Annotated in this window: 16 protein-coding genes; 15 read left to right on the forward strand and 1 reads right to left on the reverse strand. The window is 67.9% G+C overall.

All coding sequences use genetic code 11. The annotated features are described in order from the left end of the window. Positions 1–10: 10 nt before the first annotated feature. The 7 genes from rlmN (at position 11) to QPC17_RS03090 (ending at position 8,289) form a co-directional block, all read left to right on the forward strand. Positions 11–1,288 (forward strand): dual-specificity RNA methyltransferase RlmN, encoded by a 1,278-nt coding sequence (gene rlmN, locus QPC17_RS03060; protein ID WP_062612063.1) that lies wholly within the window; start codon positions 11–13, stop codon positions 1,286–1,288. Further along, positions 1,285–1,830, forward strand: a complete 546-nt coding sequence (locus QPC17_RS03065) for a cell division protein DivIVA (protein WP_062612065.1) — start codon at positions 1,285–1,287, stop codon at positions 1,828–1,830. Before rlmN ends, QPC17_RS03065 begins: the two co-directional genes overlap by 4 nt. Continuing rightward, complete coding sequence (gene dxr / locus QPC17_RS03070) at positions 1,830–3,041, forward strand: 1-deoxy-D-xylulose-5-phosphate reductoisomerase (protein ID WP_285347452.1); 1,212 nt, start codon at positions 1,830–1,832, stop codon at positions 3,039–3,041. Before QPC17_RS03065 ends, dxr begins: the two co-directional genes overlap by 1 nt. Continuing rightward, on the forward strand, positions 3,041–4,312 hold the full coding sequence (locus QPC17_RS03075; protein ID WP_285347453.1) for a M50 family metallopeptidase: 1,272 nt from the start codon (positions 3,041–3,043) through the stop codon (positions 4,310–4,312). The genes dxr and QPC17_RS03075 overlap by 1 nt, the downstream gene beginning before the upstream one ends. Before the next feature lie 71 nt (positions 4,313–4,383). Continuing rightward, positions 4,384–5,520, forward strand: a complete 1,137-nt coding sequence (gene ispG, locus QPC17_RS03080; protein ID WP_068538424.1) for a flavodoxin-dependent (E)-4-hydroxy-3-methylbut-2-enyl-diphosphate synthase — start codon at positions 4,384–4,386, stop codon at positions 5,518–5,520. Beyond that, complete coding sequence (locus QPC17_RS03085; RefSeq protein ID WP_062612074.1) at positions 5,520–6,371, forward strand: GNAT family N-acetyltransferase; 852 nt, start codon at positions 5,520–5,522, stop codon at positions 6,369–6,371. The genes ispG and QPC17_RS03085 overlap by 1 nt, the downstream gene beginning before the upstream one ends. Before the next feature lie 139 nt (positions 6,372–6,510). Further along, the gene (locus tag QPC17_RS03090) at positions 6,511–8,289 is read left to right on the forward strand and encodes a proline--tRNA ligase (RefSeq protein WP_068538423.1); all 1,779 of its coding nucleotides are present in this window, start codon (positions 6,511–6,513) and stop codon (positions 8,287–8,289) included. Here the strand turns inward: QPC17_RS03090 and QPC17_RS03095 are convergent. Further along, a complete protein-coding gene (locus tag QPC17_RS03095; protein ID WP_068538422.1) occupies positions 8,286–9,113 on the reverse strand; it encodes a hypothetical protein in 828 nt (275 codons plus the stop codon). The two genes, QPC17_RS03090 and QPC17_RS03095, sit on opposite strands and share 4 nt — an antisense overlap. Before the next feature lie 39 nt (positions 9,114–9,152). Between QPC17_RS03095 and rimP the strand changes: the two genes are divergently transcribed. The 8 genes from rimP (at position 9,153) to QPC17_RS03130 (ending at position 16,795) form a co-directional block, all read left to right on the forward strand. Further along, complete coding sequence (gene rimP, locus QPC17_RS03100) at positions 9,153–9,602, forward strand: ribosome maturation factor RimP (RefSeq protein ID WP_062612080.1); 450 nt, start codon at positions 9,153–9,155, stop codon at positions 9,600–9,602. A gap of 8 nt (positions 9,603–9,610) precedes the next feature. After that, the gene (nusA, locus tag QPC17_RS03105; protein ID WP_062612082.1) at positions 9,611–10,612 is read left to right on the forward strand and encodes a transcription termination factor NusA; all 1,002 of its coding nucleotides are present in this window, start codon (positions 9,611–9,613) and stop codon (positions 10,610–10,612) included. A gap of 82 nt (positions 10,613–10,694) precedes the next feature. Further along, entirely contained in the window at positions 10,695–10,952 is a 258-nt protein-coding gene (locus QPC17_RS09610; protein ID WP_210382941.1) for a YlxR family protein, read from the forward strand. Positions 10,953–11,053: 101 nt separating this feature from the next. Further along, positions 11,054–13,792 (forward strand): translation initiation factor IF-2, encoded by a 2,739-nt coding sequence (gene infB, locus QPC17_RS03110; RefSeq protein WP_285347454.1) that lies wholly within the window; start codon positions 11,054–11,056, stop codon positions 13,790–13,792. Between the two features lie 75 nt (positions 13,793–13,867). Further along, on the forward strand, positions 13,868–14,305 hold the full coding sequence (gene rbfA / locus QPC17_RS03115; RefSeq protein WP_062612087.1) for a 30S ribosome-binding factor RbfA: 438 nt from the start codon (positions 13,868–13,870) through the stop codon (positions 14,303–14,305). After that, positions 14,305–15,324, forward strand: a complete 1,020-nt coding sequence (gene truB, locus QPC17_RS03120) for a tRNA pseudouridine(55) synthase TruB (protein WP_285347455.1) — start codon at positions 14,305–14,307, stop codon at positions 15,322–15,324. The genes rbfA and truB overlap by 1 nt, the downstream gene beginning before the upstream one ends. Then, positions 15,321–16,106 (forward strand): sensor histidine kinase, encoded by a 786-nt coding sequence (locus tag QPC17_RS03125; RefSeq protein ID WP_285347456.1) that lies wholly within the window; start codon positions 15,321–15,323, stop codon positions 16,104–16,106. Before truB ends, QPC17_RS03125 begins: the two co-directional genes overlap by 4 nt. After that, positions 16,103–16,795, forward strand: a complete 693-nt coding sequence (locus QPC17_RS03130) for a response regulator transcription factor (protein WP_068538419.1) — start codon at positions 16,103–16,105, stop codon at positions 16,793–16,795. Before QPC17_RS03125 ends, QPC17_RS03130 begins: the two co-directional genes overlap by 4 nt. The last annotated feature ends 103 nt before the right edge of the window (positions 16,796–16,898 follow it).

Here is a 16,898-nt window from a genome sequence, read left to right on the forward strand (position 1 = left end):
TGCAGGCACGATGATGAACGTTCAGCCCAAGCAAGTTAAGCCTCGCGTGGAGAGCGGCGAGCGCCCCACGCTCACCTTCCAGCAAAAGCGGCGCGGCAAGCCTCCGCGTCATCTGGCCGACCTCGATCGCGAGCAGCGCCGCGCCCTCGTGGCCGACATGGGCCTGCCGGCCTTCCGTGCCGACCAGGTTTCGCGTCACTACTTCGACCACCGCACGGCTGCCCCGGCGCAGATGACAGACCTGCCCCAAGGTCAGCGCGAGGAGATCGTGTCCCAGCTCCTGCCGCCCTTGGTGAAGAAGGTCTCCGAGCAGTATGCCGATGGTGGGCGCACCCTCAAGGTTTTGTGGAAGCTGTTTGACGACGCGGTGGTGGAGTCGGTCCTCATGGGCTACCCGGATCGGGCTACGCTGTGTCTGTCCTCCCAGGCCGGTTGCGGCATGGCTTGTCCGTTTTGCGCTACGGGCCAGGCGGGCCTGACCCGCAACCTGTCCACGGCCGAGATCGTGGAGCAGCTGCGCCTCAACATGGCGCTCGCCGAGTCGGGCGCGCTCGGCGAGTCTGTGAAGGTGACGAACGTGGTGTTCATGGGCATGGGTGAGCCGATGGCGAACTACCCGGCCGTGCGGGCGGCGTTGCATCGGATGATCGACCCGTCCCCGGAGGGCTTCGGCATGGCGGCCCGCCACGTGACGGTCTCCACGGTGGGCCTGGTGCCGGCGATCCTCAAGCTGGCCGAGGAGGGGCTACAGGTGACGCTCGCGGTCTCACTCCACGCTCCCGACGACGGCCTGCGCGATGACCTCATTCCGATCAACTCGCGCTACAAGGTGGGTGAGCTGCTGGACGCCGCGCGGCACTATTTCGTGCGCACGGGCCGGCGCGTTTCGATTGAGTATGCCCTCATCAAGGACATGAACGATCATCAGTGGCGGGCGGAGCTGCTGGCGGCTGAGCTCAATGCGCGCGGGCGCGGCTGGGCGCACGTCAACCCCATTCCGCTCAACCCCACGCCGGGAAGCATCTGGACGGCGTCGACGGATCGGGCGACACGCACGTTCGTCCAGACCTTGATCGATGCCGGGATTTCGACAACGATTAGGGACACGCGCGGTTCGGATATCGACGGTGCGTGCGGGCAGCTCGCCGCGGAGGTCGTGGACCGGGACAACGTGGCGCGTCGCGCGAAGCAGGCCCAGGAAGCGGTGGAGGCGCGCCTGGCTGAGCACCGTGCCGAGCCTGTCGATTTGGCTGATCAACTCGCTGTGATGGAACAGGGGAGAAAATGACGGATACATTCAAGCGGGTCGGCGGCCTCAACAACGGCTACAACCCGACCCAGGTCGATGAGTTCCTTGAGCAGGCCAAGCTGGCCTACGCCGGGGACGAGTCGATTGACATTGACGAGGTGGCCGTGCGCGGCGTCGCGTTCGACTGGGTGCGCAAGGGTTACACGCCCGCGCTGGTCGACGCCGCCCTCGATCGCCTCGAGTCGGCGTTCGTTCAGCGTCGCCGGGCCAAGGTCATGGAGGCCGAGGGGGAGGAGGCGTGGCTCGCCGCCACCTACAAGCAGGCCCAGGCCCTCTACCCGCGCTTGCTCCGTCCGGCCGGGGAGCGCTTCGCCGACGCCGATGGGCGTGGTTATAAGAAGGCGGACGTCGATGCGCTGCTCGAGCGCCTGTCAGAGTACTTTGCGGGCAAGGCGGAGCTGACGTCGGCCGAGGTGCGCGGGGCCACCTTCGGCTCGGCCCGCGGTGCCGATGCCTACCGCGAGTCCGTGGTTGACGTCTTCTTGGACCACGCCGTCTCCGTCCTGCTGGCGGTGGAGTGATGCGCGACGTCGTCCTGCTCGGATCCACTGGCTCGATCGGAACCCAGGCCCTCGACGTCATCGCCACCCACCCGGGCCGTTTCCGCGTGCGCGGGCTGGGCGCTGGCGGCGCCAACATTGAGCTGCTCGCCCGCCAGGCGTTTGACCACGACGTCGATCGGGTGGCAATCGCCGCCGACCGCGCCGGCGAATTCGCCGAGGCATGGAAGGCCGTGGCGGGCGACGCGCCCGCGCCGGAGGTGGCGTGCGGCGAGGAGGCGATGGTGGAGCTGGCCGGCTTCCTGTCCGGCACGGCGGAGGATTCGGGCGTGGTGCTCAACGGCATCACCGGCTCGATCGGGCTGCGCCCCACGCTCGCCGCGCTGCGATCGGGCGTCACGCTGGCGCTGGCGAACAAGGAGTCGCTGGTGATCGGCGGCGGGCTGATTAAGGACGCGATGTCGTGGCCGGGCCAGATCGTACCGGTCGATTCGGAGCATTCGGCGCTCGCGCAGGCCCTGCGTTCGGGCCGCCACGAAAAGGGGCTGACCAGCCCGGTGGTGACCGGCAAGAGCGAGGTACGCCGGCTGGTGCTGACCGCCTCGGGCGGCCCGTTCCGCGCCCGCACCCGCGCCGAGCTTGAGGACGTGACGCCCGCGCAGGCGCTCAACCATCCCACGTGGGCGATGGGCCCCGTGGTGACGATCAACTCCTCGACCCTCATCAACAAGGGCCTCGAGCTTATCGAGGCGGCCCTGCTGTTCGACGTGGCACCGGCGGACATTACGGTGGTAGTCCACCCGCAGTCGATTATTCACTCGATGGTGGAGTTCATCGACGGTTCCACGATCGCCCAGGCCTCCCCGCCTGACATGCGCCTGCCGATCGGGCTCGGCCTGTCCTGGCCCGCGCGCCTGGAGGACGTGGCGCGCCCGTGCGCGTGGGATGTGCCGGCCGCCTGGACGTTTGAGCCCTACGACGCCGATGTCTTCCCAGCGATCGACCTGGCCCGTTCCGCCGTGGCGGCCTCCGCCCTCCACCCGGCGGTGCTGAACGCGGCGAACGAGGTGTGCGTGGACGCCTTCCTTGCCTCCCAGATCGGTTACCTCGACATTGTGGACACCGTGGCGGCCGTGCTTGATTCCTTCGATGGGACCGGCGAGGTCTCGCTTGCCGGCGTGCTTGCGGCCGACGCCTGGGCGCGCCGCGCCGCGCGAGAGCGGCTGGGCTGATGGCCGCCCTCGGTATCGCGTTCCTCATTCTTGGCCTGCTGGCCTCGGTGGCGATCCACGAGCTGGGCCACCTGCTGCCCGCCAAGCGCTTTGGGGTCAAGGTCTCGCAGTACTTCATCGGCTTTGGCCCCACCCTGTGGTCGACCACCCGGGGCGGCACCGAGTACGGCATCAAGGCGATCCCGCTCGGTGGCTTCGTGCGGATCGCGGGCATGTTGGCCCCGGCCAGGCCGGGCACCCCCGTGGAGAAGAACGGCCAGATCACGGTGGCCGAGGAGGCGCGCCAGGCCTCGGTCGCCGAACTCGGGCCGGGGGAGGAGCACCAGGCCTTCTGGCGCCTCACCGCGCCGAAGAAGCTCGCCGTCATGTTCGGCGGGCCGTTGACCAACCTGGTGCTCGCCGCCCTCCTCATCGCCGGGGTCGTCTCCGGCATCGGGATCTCCCAGCCGACCACCGCGGTGGGGGCGATCATGCCGTGCGTCGGGCAGGCCGAGGCCGACCAGTGCGAGGGCAAGGAGCCAAGCCCGGCCGCGCTGTCCGGGCTGGAGGTTGGCGACGTCATCGTCGAATGGGGCCGGCGCGAGGTGGCCACGTGGCCCGAGCTCTCCGCCGCGATCGCCCAGGGCGGCACCGGGCAGGTGACGGTCCGGGTGTTGCGTGGGGGCGAGCCGGCCGACGTCGTTATCACACCCGTGCCGGTGGAGCAGACCAAGCAGAACGAAGTGGGCGAGGCCGAGGTGCGGGAGGTGCCGTATGCCGGCATCGCGCCGGCCTTCGAGCGCCAGCGCCAGCCGTTCACGCGCGCGGCGGACGTGACCGCCACCATCGCCGCAGGGACTGCCAAGGTGGTCCTCACCCTGCCCGCCCAGCTGTGGCACATGGCCACGAACCTGGTGACGGGTGGGGAGCGCGACCAGACCGGGGTTGTGGGAATCGTGGGCGTGGCGGACATCGCCGGTAACATCACCTCCTCGAACGCGGTGAACTACACGGCGGCGGACCGGGTGGCGGACCTGACGATGCTGCTGGCGGGGCTCAACATGTCGCTGTTCGTGTTCAATATGATCCCGCTGCTGCCACTGGACGGCGGGCACATCCTCGGCGCGATCCTCGAAGGCACCCGGCGCACGATCGCCAAGGCACGCGGCAAGGCTGATCCCGGGCCGTTCGATACCGCCCGCCTCCTGCCGCTGAGCAACGCCGTGTTCTTCGCGCTGATCGCGATGACGATCCTGCTGATCGTGGCCGATATCGTGAGCCCGGTCGTCTAGCGTGCCTTCGGTAGGGAATCTTTGCGGGAAGTGAGATAATCGTGTTCGTGAATACACCAGTTTCTCTTGGAATGCCGTCCGTCAAAGAGGCGCCCGCCGTGCTGCGGCGGCGCAAGAAAACCCGCCAGATCAAGGTGGGTGACGTGCTCGTGGGAGGCGACGCGCCCGTGACGGTGCAGTCGATGACCACCACGAAGACCCACGACATCGGCGCCACCCTCCAGCAGATCGCGGAGCTGACGGCCGCCGGATGCGACATCGTGCGCGTGGCCTGCCCCACCGACAAGGACGCCGACGCTCTGAAGATCATTGCTCAGCAGGCCACGATCCCCGTGGTGGCCGACATCCACTTCCAGCCGCGCTACGTGTTCGCCGCGATCGATGCGGGCATGGGCGTGCGCGTGAACCCGGGCAACATCAAGAAGTTTGACGACCGCATCCCGGAGATCGCGGCCGCCGCGAACGCGAACGGCACCGCGATGCGCATCGGCATCAACGCCGGATCGCTCGACCCGCGCCTGCTGAAGAAGTACGGCAAGGCCACCCCGGAGGCCCTCGTGGAGTCCGCAGTCAACGAGGCGCGCCTGTTCGAGGAGGCCGGCTTCCACGACTTCGCGATCTCGGTCAAGCATCACGATCCGGTGACGATGGTCCGCGCCTACGAGCTGCTCTCGGAGGCGGGGGACTGGCCGCTGCACTTGGGCGTGACCGAGGCCGGCCCGCAGTTCCAGGGCACGATCAAGTCGGCCGTGGCTTTCGGCGCCCTGCTCTCCCAGGGGATTGGCGACACGATCCGCGTGTCCCTGTCCGCCCCGCCGGTGGAAGAGGTGAAGGTGGGCGAGGAGATTCTGCGTTCGCTCAACCTGCGCCCGCGCAAGCTCGAGATCGTCTCCTGCCCCTCGTGTGGGCGCGCGCAGGTGGACGTGTATGAGCTGGCCAATAACGTCTCCGAAGGCCTGAAAGACATCACGTTCCCGCTGCGCGTGGCCGTCATGGGCTGCGTGGTCAACGGCCCGGGCGAGGCGCGCGAGGCGGACCTCGGTGTCGCGTCCGGCAACGGCAAAGGCCAGATCTTCGTGCGCGGCAAGGTGGTGGACACGGTGCCGGAGGCGGATATCGTGGAGACCCTCATCGCGCGCGCCCGGATTGTGGCCGAGGAGCTGGGGCTTGCCGAGGATCCGGACTCGCATGTCGAAGTGATCGTCTAGTGCGCTGGTTGCGCAGGCCCGGGCGGCTACGCCGGCTGGGACCGGCCGACCGGCAGGCGGCCATCGACCTCCTCGCCACTGACCCCGTCGCCACCATCCTGGCCCGCGTCCCGATCGAGGAGGGATGGCCGCGTCCCAGCCACGCGCTTGGTCTTTTCGACGACGCCGGTGTACTCACGGCCGTCGCCTGGAACGGCGCGAACCTGGTCCCCTTTGGTTTCGACGACGACGGCCTGGACCTGCTCGCCGGCCATGTCCTGTCCACCCGCCGCATCTTCTCCTCGCTGGTGGGTCCGCGCGAGCAGGTGATGCCCCTGTGGGAGCGGATCGAATCCGGGGTGGGCGTGGCGCGTGAGGTGCGCGAGAGTCAGCTGTCGATGGTATACGCCGGGCGTGAGAGCGTGGCGCCCGATCCCGAGGTGCGCCCGGCGCGCATCGGCGAGGGCGCGATCGTGTTGCCGGCGTCGGTGGCGATGTTCACCGAGGAGGTCGGCTACGATCCCCTCACCTACGGCTCGGGGTATTCGCACCGGGTGCACGGGCTCGTGCGGGCGGGCCACACCTTCGTGCGGCTCGGGCGGGGCACGGATGGGCGCGAGCGCGTGGAGTTCAAGGCCGACATCGGGGCGCTGGCCGGGGGAGTGGCGCAGATCCAGGGCGTGTGGACCGCGCCCGACCTGCGCGGGCAGGGGATTGCCACCGCCGCGATGGTGCAGGTGGCGCGGCTGGTTCAGGCCACGATCGCGCCCACGGTCTCCCTCTACGTCAACGACTACAACCTGCCCGCCGTACGTGTGTACGAGAAGGCGGGATTTAAGACCGTGGGGGAGTACTCGACGATCTTGCTGTGAGACGGGCGGTGCGGGAGCTGCGCGCGGAGAGTCGGGCATTCGGGCGTAGAGGTGAGCGACGGCGTCGTGCGCTCGGTACACATGGTGGCCGAATACGGAATTGTCGGCCGGGGCATATACACTTGGCTTTGTGCTGAAAATGTCTCATCTTTTTGTTAAGACCCTCCGCGAGAATCCGGCCGACGCCGAGGTCGATTCCCACAAGCTACTGGTGCGCGCAGGCTACATCCGCCGCGTGGCGCCGGGCATCTACACCTGGCTGCCGCTCGGCCTGCGGGTGCTGCGCAAGGTTGAGCAGATTATCCGTGAAGAGCTGGACGCCGCGGGCGCTCAGGAGATGCTCTTCCCGGGCCTGCTCCCGCGCGAGCCGTACGAGGCCACGAACCGCTGGGAGGAGTACGGCGCGAACCTGTTCCGACTCAAGGACCGCCGCGAGAACGACTACCTGCTGGCGCCCACGCATGAGGAGATGTTCACCCTCGCGGTGAAGGACCAGTGCAGCTCGTACAAGGACCTGCCGCTGAACCTGTACCAGTTCCAGACCAAGTACCGCGATGAGGCCCGCCCGCGCGCCGGCCTGCTGCGCACGCGTGAATTCGTGATGAAGGACGCCTACTCCTTTGATGTGGATGACGCGGGCCTGGATGTCTCCTACCAGATCATGCGCGATGCTTACGAGCGCACGTTCACCCGGCTTGGCCTGCCCTACGTCATCTGCGCGGCCACGTCGGGCGCGATGGGCGGCTCGCGCTCGGAGGAGTTCCTCTCGCCCATCGAGGTGGGCGAGGACACGTTCGTGGTCTCCGACGGCGGGTATGCCGCCAACACAGAGGCCGTGACCACCGCGCCGCTACCGGAGCTGGACTTCGCGGGCGTGCCCGAGCAGGAGGTCGTGGCCACCCCGGACTGCAAGACCATCGAGGCGCTGGTGGACCTGGCGAACGACGTCATGCCGCGTGAGGACCGGCCCTGGCAGGCCTCGGACACGCTAAAGAACGTGGTCGTGGTGGCTACCCACCCCACCGGGGAGCGCGAGCTCGTGGTCATCGGTATGCCGGGTGACCGCGAGGCGGACCTCAAGCGCATCGAAGCGAACATGGCGCCTGCCGAGATCGAGATGGCCACGGCCGATGACCTGGCCTCCCACCCCGAGCTCGTGCCCGGCTACATCGGCCCCAGCCGGATCGGACCCAACTCGCCCGACCGCGTGGTGGGCGAAGACGGGGAGATCTCCGGCTCCGTGCGCTACTTCCTTGACCCGCACGTGGCCCGCGGATCGTCCTGGATCACGGGCGCAGACGCCGAACAGCGCCACGCCTTCAACGTGGTCTACGGCCGCGACTTCGAGGCGGACGGCTTCGTGGAGGCGGTGGAGGTACGCGACGGCGACCAGGCCCCCGACGGGTCTGGACCGCTGCGCATCGAGCGCGGCATGGAGATCGGCCATATCTTCCAGCTGGGCCGCAAGTACGCCGAGGCGCTCGATCTGACGGTGCTCGACCAGAACGGCAAGTCCGTGGTGGTGACCATGGGCTCCTACGGCATCGGCGTCTCGCGCGCGGTCGCCGCCCTCGCCGAGCTCAACCACGACGACGCCGGCCTCATCTGGCCTGCCCACGTCGCCCCTGCCGTGGTACACGTGCTGGCCACCGGCAAGGACGCGGAGATCTTCGAGGCAGCCTCCGCCATTGCCGCCGAGCTGGACGCGGCCGGCGTGGAGGTCATCTACGACGACCGCCAGAAGGTCTCGGCCGGCGTGAAGTTCGCGGACTTCGAGCTCATCGGCGTGCCCTACGGCGTGGTCGTCGGGCGCGGCCTGAAGGACGGAAAGGTCGAGCTGCGCGATCGGCGCAGCGGCGAGCGGCGCGAGGTGGCGCTCGCGGACGCGGTGGCCGAGGTCACCGCGATGATCGGCTAGCCTTCCGCATTCGCGAATTCGATCCCGGGCAGCGCCTCGATGAGAGGCGCGTCCGGGGTCTTCGCCATGTGGCACACGAAGCTGGCGATCGCCTGCTTGCCAGCCGGGTCAGCCTGGGTGGCGGAGAAGGCCAGTTGGTCGATGAGCAGGTTGAAGGCGTCCTCCACGTAGGGCCCTTCGGGTTCGGGTGCGATGACCGGGCGGTCGTCGGGTGCGCCTGAGGCGAGCTGGGCGTCGAGCAGGTCGGTCAGCTCGTCGATGCGGGCCAGTTCGGCGTCGCGCTGGCCGGCCGGGATGGTGGCGGCGTGCCACTCGAGCCACTGGCGTGCCGTTTCGATGTTGGCTACTGACACCCCGGAGTTGAGGGAGCGGGCCAGGTCGGACAGTTCGTACTCGCCGCACTGGTCGGCATCGGTGGCGCCCAGCGTGAGGGCGGAGATCCCCACCGAGGTGGCGATCGGTCCGAGCGAAGAATCGAGGGCGGCGCGGGAAAGCTCGAGGAGCTCGGCGTGGGTGTCGCTGCCGGCCACGTAGGGTTCGACAGGATTGGTGTAACCCTCGGGGGCGCCGTCGGGCCACGGCACCCACACACCGCCGAGGGCCTCGGCCCAGTGCGCGGCGACGTCGGCGAACGCCGGGTCGTCGCTGATGACGGTTGCGCGCGCGGCGAGCATCTGGCGCTCGACCTCGGCGTCCGAGGCGGGGGCGGGGGAGACGTCGCGGTCCAGGTGCGCGCCCATGACCACCATGACGAGCGCGAACAGCGCGATCCCGAGTAACAGTGTGCCGATAAATGCCAGCGTGGAACCTTGCCGATGTGCCATAACTTTATCCTGCCACACGGCGCGGGTAGAATTTCACGCATGTCAAAGGTAACTGAAATCGTTGATCTCATCCGGCCCGCCATCGAGGGCCGGGGGCTCTTCCTGGAGGACGTGAAGCTCACGCGCGCCGGCAAGCACTCGGTGTTGCGCGTGACCATCGATCTGCCGTCCGGCCCGGGGAACGTGGATTCGGAGCAGCTGGCTGATGCCACGCGGGCCGTTTCCGCCACGCTTGATGAGGCCGATCCGATTTCGGGGGCCTACACGCTGGAGGTCTCCACGCCCGGAGCCGAGCGCAAGCTGAACGACGCCCGCCACTTTTCGCGCGCCCAGGGGCGCCTGGCCAACGTGGTGCTCACGAGTGGGGATGCGCTCACCGGCCGGGTTGAGGACATCGAAGGTGATAACGTAACACTTGCTCTGGATGGCGAACAGCGCGTGATCGCGCTGGAGCAGATCGCCAAGGCTCACGTACAGATCGAGTTTTAGGAGGAACCATGGACATCTCAATGAATGAGCTCAAGATCGTTGAAAGCGAGCTCGGGGTTGACCTGGATATCCTGCTCGGCGCGATCGAGGAGGCCCTCCTTCACGCCTACAACCGCGCGCCCGGCGCGATCCGCGGCGCGCGCATCGAGCTCAATCGCTCCACGGGCGTGGTGACGGTGTGGGCGCCGGAGGAGGACGAGGAGGGCAACGTCATCGGCGAGTTTGACGACACGCCGAACGACTTCGGCCGGATTGCCACTTCCACCGCTCGCTCGATCATTGCCCAGCGCCTGCGTGACGCCGAATCGGCCCGCATCCTGGGCGATTTCAAGGGCAAGCAGGGCAAGATCGTAGCCGGCACGGTGGACACCACGGCCGGCCCGGGCGAATCACGCGACCTGTTCGTGGAGCTGGGCGACAACCGCGGCCTGCTGCGGGCTGAGGAGCAGGTACCCACCGAGCGTTTTAAGCACGGGGACCTCATCCGCGCCCTCATCCTTGACATCAACGTCGGCCCGCGCGGGGCGTCGATCCGCCTGTCGCGCTCGCACCCGGATTTCGTCCGCGAGCTGTTCGCCACCGAGGTCCCGGAGATCGAGTCCGGGGTGGTGGAGATCGTGGCGCTCGCGCGCGAGGCGGGCCACCGCTCGAAGGTGGCCGTGTGGTCGAATGACCCGACTGTCGCGGCCAAGGGCGCGTGCATCGGCCCGAACGGGCAGCGCGTGCGAGCGGTGACCCAGGAGCTGCAGGGGGAGAAGATCGACATCGTCGATTACGACGACGACATCGCGCTTTTCATCGCCGCTGCCCTGTCGCCGGCCAGCGCCATCCGGGTAGATGTGCTCAATCGTGACACGCGTCAGGCGCGGGCGATCGTGCCCGACGATCAGGCCTCGCTCGCGATCGGCAAGGAGGCGCAGAACGTGCGCCTGGCCGCGAAGCTGACCGGGTGGTCGATCGACATCCGCAAGGCGTCCGAGGATAAGCGTTCGGCTCAAGAGTTGAGCTAACTCACCCGGGCCGGCCGTGCCCAGTACTTCGCGGGTGGGATAGACTAGCTTAGGTATGTCATCACACTCTCGTTCCGTATCCATGCGCACATGCGTCGGTTGCCGAGGTGTTGTACATTCCCACGAACTTCTTCGTATCGCGCTGAAGGATGGGGCGGCTGTCCCCGATCCTGATCGCGCGGCGGGAGGGCGCGGGGCGTGGGTCCATCCCACGCCCGAATGTGTCGAGTTGGCGTTGCGTAAACGTGCGCTGAATCGTGCTTTTCGGTGCGAGGTCAGTGACGAGGCGATGCACCTCTTGGCTCGAGAAATGACCGATGGGCGCAAGCCCAAGAGATGAAAGCGGGTAGAAAGCCGATGGGCACCCGATGAGTACCCAGCGATGAGCTGTCTGCAAGAGGTCTGACGCCGGAGCGCGCGGACCAAAGAATAAGGAGAACTGTGGCAAAGGTCCGCGTACATGAACTCGCCAAGGAAATCGGCGTGACGTCCAAGAGGCTCTTGGAAGTGCTGAAGGAAAGTGGCGAATTTGTAACCTCGGCGTCCTCGAGTATCGAGGCACCTGTCGTGCGTAAGGCACGCGAATATTTTGACAAGCATCCTGAGGATGTGAAGAAGCCCTCGGGTAAGGGCGCAAAGAAAGCGCCCGCCAAGGCCCAGGCCGCCCCCGCGGCTTCGGCTATCAGCGACAAGCAGGAGGCTCAGCCTGCCGCGAAGTCGGCCCCGACTCCGGCCGCGATGGCCTCCAAGCCGTCCGATAAGCCCGCCCCGGGCCCGCGCGTCGCTGACGAAAACAAGGATGCGGCGCAGGAGGCGCCCGAGGCGAAGGCAGCCGAACCGAAGGCCACCCCGGCCTCGGCCAACAAGCGTACGATCGCCACCCCGGGTGAGGCCGCTCGCTCGGCCCAGGCTGCGCGCGATGCGGCCCCGCCGCGCCCGCAGCCGCGCCGTGGCGGTCCGCGTCCGGGTAACTCGCCGTTTGCGTCCAAGCAGGGGATGGGGCGCCCGCGTCCGGGTAACTCGCCGTTCGCGCCGAAGCAGGGCATGCGTTCGGATTCGGCGAAGAAGACTCCGAAGCCGGCGGGCGGTCCGCGCCCGTCGCCGAACATGATGCCGGAGCACATCAAGACTGACGCGAACCGTAGCCGCGGCCGCGGCAGGCCGGCCACCACCGGTGGTAACACCTTCGGCACGTCGAACAACCAGCGCGGGGGCGGCTTCGTCCGCTCCGGCGGTAAGGCGCGTGGCGGTTCCACGGCCGGAGCGTTTGGTAAGCGCAACGGCGGTAGCCGTCGCAAGTCGAAGCGGATGAAGCGCCAGGAGTGGGAGGAGCAGCCAAATCCGATGGTCGCCGGCATTTCGGTGCCGCGCGGCAACGGGCAGACTGTGCGCGTGCGCGCGGGCTCCTCGCTGGCTGACTTCGCTGAGCGTATCGACGCCGATCCGGCGGCGCTGGTGACAGTCCTGTTCCGCATGGGCGAGATGGCCACCGCCAACCAGTCGCTTGATGAGGATACGTTCCAGCTGCTGGGTGCCGAGCTCGGCTACGACATCAAGATTATGAGCCCGGAGGATGAGGATCGCGAGATCCTCGAGGCCTTCGATATTGATCTGGAAGCCGAGCGCGAGGAGACCGATCCGGAGGATCTGCTTCCTCGCCCGCCGGTGGTCACGGTCATGGGTCACGTCGATCACGGTAAGACCAAGCTGCTCGACGCGATCCGCAATGAGGACGTGGCGCTGGGCGAGGCTGGTGGCATCACCCAGAACATCGGCGCTTACCAGACGCACGTGGATGTGGAGGGCGAACGCCGCTCGATCACCTTCATCGATACCCCGGGTCACGAGGCGTTCACGCAGATGCGTGCCCGCGGTGCGGACGTCACCGACGTCGCCATCCTCGTGGTGGCCGCGAACGACGGCGTCATGCCGCAGACCGTGGAGGCGATCAACCACGTGCAGGCGGCTGACGTGCCGATCGTGGTGGCCGTCAACAAGATCGACGTCGACGGCGCGAACCCGGCGAAGGTCCGCGCACAGCTGACCGAGTACGGCCTGGTGGCGGAAGATTACGGCGGCGACGTGCCGTTCGTGGACATCTCGGCCAAGCAGCGCATCAACATCGGCGAGCTGTTGTCCACCGTGGTCGCCACCTCGGACATCCTCGTGGAGCCGAAGGCGGACCCGGACAAGGCCGCGCGCGGTGTGGCGATCGAGGCGAAGCTCGACCAGGGCCGCGGCTCAGTCATCACCGCCCTCATTCAGGACGGCACGCTCCACATTGGCGATTCGATCGTGGTGGGCACGGCCTACGGCCGCGTGCGCGCGATGATTGACGAGCACGGTAACAACGTGGACGAGGCCGGACCGTCGCGCCCCGTCCAGGTGCTGGGCCTGACCTCGGTGCCGGGTGCTGGCGACCAGCTCATTGTTGCCGACGACGACCGCACCGCCCGCCAGATCGCCGAGCGCCGCGAGGCGGCCAAGCGCGCCGCCACGCTGGCCAAGCGCCGCAAGCGCATCTCGCTCGAGGACCTCACGGCCGCGATCGAGGAGGGCAAGGTTGAGACCCTCAACCTCATCATCAAGGGTGACTCCTCCGGTTCGGTTGAGGCCCTCGAGGCCAGCCTCCTCGAGATCGAGGTGGGCCAGGGCGAGGTCGAGTTGCAGGTCATCCACCGCGGCGTGGGTGCTGTCACCCAGTCGGACGTGGACCTGGCGACCGTGGATAACGCGGTCATCATCGGCTTCAACGTCCGCCCCGCCGAGCGGGTGCAGGAGCTGGCCGACCAGGAAGGCGTGGAGATGAAGTTCTACAACGTCATCTACTCCGCGATCGACGAGGTCGAGGCCGCGCTCAAGGGCAAGCTCAAGCCGATCTACGAAGAGGTCGAGGTGGGCACCGCGGAGATCCGCCAGGTGTTCCGCTCGGGCAAGTTCGGCAACATCGCGGGCTCGATCGTGCGCAGCGGCACGATCAACCGTGGCCACAAGGCGCGCCTGGTGCGCGATGGCGTGGTTGTTGCTCCGGAGCTGACGATCGAGTCCCTGCGCCGCGAGAAGGATGACGTGACGGTGGTTCGTGAGGGATACGAGTGTGGTATCACGCTCGGCTTCAACGACATCGCCGAGGGCGACATCATCGAGACGTGGGAGATGCGCGAAAAGCCGCGCGACTAAGTGGCACGCGGGGCGCCGGGGAGGCGCCCCGCGGCATTCGCGCCCGCATGCGGGCGCCTGACGCAAAGGAGAACCATGGCCAATACACGTGTTGATCGGGTAGCGGATCAGATTCACCAGATCGTTGCCCGGCTTATCGATACCAAGTTGAAGGACCCGCGCCTGGGAATGGTGACGGTGACCGACGTGCGCGTGACGGGGGACCTCCAGCATGCCTCCGTGTTTTACACGGTGATGGGATCGGAGGAGGAGCGCCGTCAGTCGGGCCACGCGCTCGAGTCGGCGAAGGGGATGATCCGTTCGGCGGTGGGCAAGCAGCTCGGCCTGCGCTTGACCCCGTCGATCGAGTTCCTGCTCGATTCCCTCCCCGAATCGTCCCGCGCGATGGAGGACCTGCTCGCGGCTGCCCGCCAGCGCGATGATGACATCCGCAAGCGCGCCGAGGGCGCCGTGCCCGCGGGCGGGGAGAACCCCTACCGCAGCCAGTTCGAGGACGCCGAGGGCGAGGAGTAGTGCCGAAGGGGCGGGAGCGGAACCGCCAGCGGGCCATCGCCCGCCAGGCGCGCCCGAAGCCCTGGGGCGAGTTGCCGCGCGGCGAGGCGCCGTGTGAGGGGCTGCTGCTGATCGACAAGGATCGCGGCGTGACCTCGCACGATGTGGTCGGCGCGCTGCGCCGCCTGGGCGCCACCCGGCAGGTGGGCCACGCCGGCACGCTTGACCCGATGGCTACCGGCCTGCTCATCGTGGCCACCGGCCGGCTGACGAAGCTCATCCAGTACCTCGTGGGCGCGGACAAGACCTACGAGGCGCGCATCCGGCTCGGGGTCGGATCAAGTACCGACGACGCCGAGGGCGAGCTGACGCCGGCCGAACCGCCGGTGGCCTCGGACGCGGCGATCGACGCGGCGCTGGCCGCCCTCACGGGCGACATCATGCAGGTGCCCTCCACGGTCTCCGCGATCAAGGTGGATGGCAAGCGCGCCCATGATTTGGCGCGTGAGGGGGAGAGCGTCGAGCTCGCCGCCCGCCCCATCCGCATCGAGCGCTTCGAGCGCACCGGCCTGGTCGAGCGCAGTCAGATCCAGCTCGGCGGGCGGAATGTGGCGGTTGCCGACTTCGACGTCGTCGTCACCGCATCGAGCGGAACGTACGTGCGGGCGCTTGCCCGCGACGTCGGCGAGGCGCTCGGAACCCGCGCGCACTTAACCTCCCTGCGCCGCACGCAGATCGGGCCCTGGCACGTCGACGACGCGCGGACGGTCGCCCAGCTGCGTGACCTGGCAAGCATAGGGGCGCAGTTGCCCGCGGCCTCGATGGCGCAAGTGTGCCGGCAGGTCTTCCCCGTCATGGCGATCGACGACGCCGAGGCCCGCGCCCTGCGCAACGGTCTGTTCATCGACAAGCGGACGGCCTCCACGGAGGGAACGCGCGGCGAGCCCTGGCCTGCTGCCACGTTCGTGGGCGACGAGCCGGCGGCGCTGGTCTCGCCCCGCTCGGGCAAGCTCAAGCCGGATCTGCAGCTCACGCTATGATCGCGGCCATCATCATCGCGGTGGTCGCGGCGGGGATCATTGCCAGGCTCGCCGTCCTCAACAGTCGCCTGACCTCAGAATTGGAGCGTGCGCGCGTGGAAGTCACGCGGTATGAGAGCCAGCCGGCGGTGGTCGCCCACGAGATCCGCACGCCGCTGTCGCTCATCGAGGCCTCGGCCGAGCTCCTCATGGGGGAGAGCCCCGGCCCGCTGAACGAGACCCAGGCTAGCTTCGTGTCCACGATCTTCGATAATGCCACCCAGGCGATCGGAATCGCGGAGAACTCGCTCGTCCAGCGCCGGCTTAAGGACGGGGCGGCGCTACGGCTCGACCTGGTGGATATCCGCGACGTCGTGGGGGATGCCGCCCAGTCCCTGCGCCGCACCACTGACATCCCGATCCTGGTGGACGTGCGTGGTGGGATCCTGCCGCTGTATGCCGACGAGCAGCTCATCCGCCAGCTCGTGTGGAACCTCGTCAACAACGCCATCCGCCACTCGGAGGGCGAGGACGGGGTGCGCGTGCGGGTGAACCAGGCGGAGGACGGGGGAGCCCTGCTCGAGGTCACCGACCACGGTAACGGGATGGACAGCGCGGATCTGGAACGCTTTTTCACCCCGTTCGCCACCGGATCGAGCCGCCGGCCGGGTTCGGGCATTGGTATGCTCGTCTCACAGGAAAATGTGGCGGCACACGGCGGAAAGATCATGGTTGATACCCGCCCCGACGTCGGCACCACGATCGTGGTGCTCCTGCCGCTGGGCAATCCGGGAGGTGAATGATGCCGCGCGTCCTTGTGGTGGACGACGAGCCGCAGATGCTCGCCATCGTCACCTTCGCCCTCGAATCCAAAGGATTTACGTGCCTAACGGCGGCCAGCGCCGCCGAGGCGTGGCAACTGCTGTCCACTTCCCACTTTCACCTTGCGGTCCTCGACATCATGCTCCCGCACGGTTCGGGGCTCGACCTGACCGCGCGCATCCGCTCCCAGGTCGGTGACCTGCCGATCATCTTGCTCACCGCCCGCTCGGACGTGGAGGACCGCATCAGAGGCCTGGAGGCCGGCGCGGACGACTACATCACCAAGCCGTTTTCGCCCCAGGAGTTGGCGCTGCGCGCCCAGGCCCTCTTGCGGCGCAGCTACCCGGATGAGGTGCGCGAGTCCATCGGCGAGCTGGTGGTGGACGCGGACCGGCTCGAGGCCACGTGGCGCGGGCGTCGCCTCAACATCTCCGCCACCGAGGTCCGCCTCCTCACCACCCTCATTCGCCACGCCGGCGCCGTGGTCACCCACCGTCAGCTCCTCAACGAGGCGTGGGGCGCCCCCGACCACCACGGCGGGCGCGAGATGCTCAAAACCGCGATCTACCGCACGCGTAAGACGCTGGAGAAGTCCGGGGTCGGCGTCGTGATCCGCTCGCACCGCGGGGAGGGCTACTCGGTCCAGGAGCAAGCCTCGGCCCAAGAGTAACGGGCCGGTTACCAAGTGTAACTTTGCCTTCCGGCGCTGTTACTGGCCCCCTTTTAGCATCGACGTATCGGCGCAACGATGCGCTCATGCGAAAGGGACAATC

It is taken from the genome of Trueperella bernardiae, assembly GCF_030246965.1.
GTDB lineage: Bacteria > Actinomycetota > Actinomycetes > Actinomycetales > Actinomycetaceae > Trueperella > Trueperella bernardiae.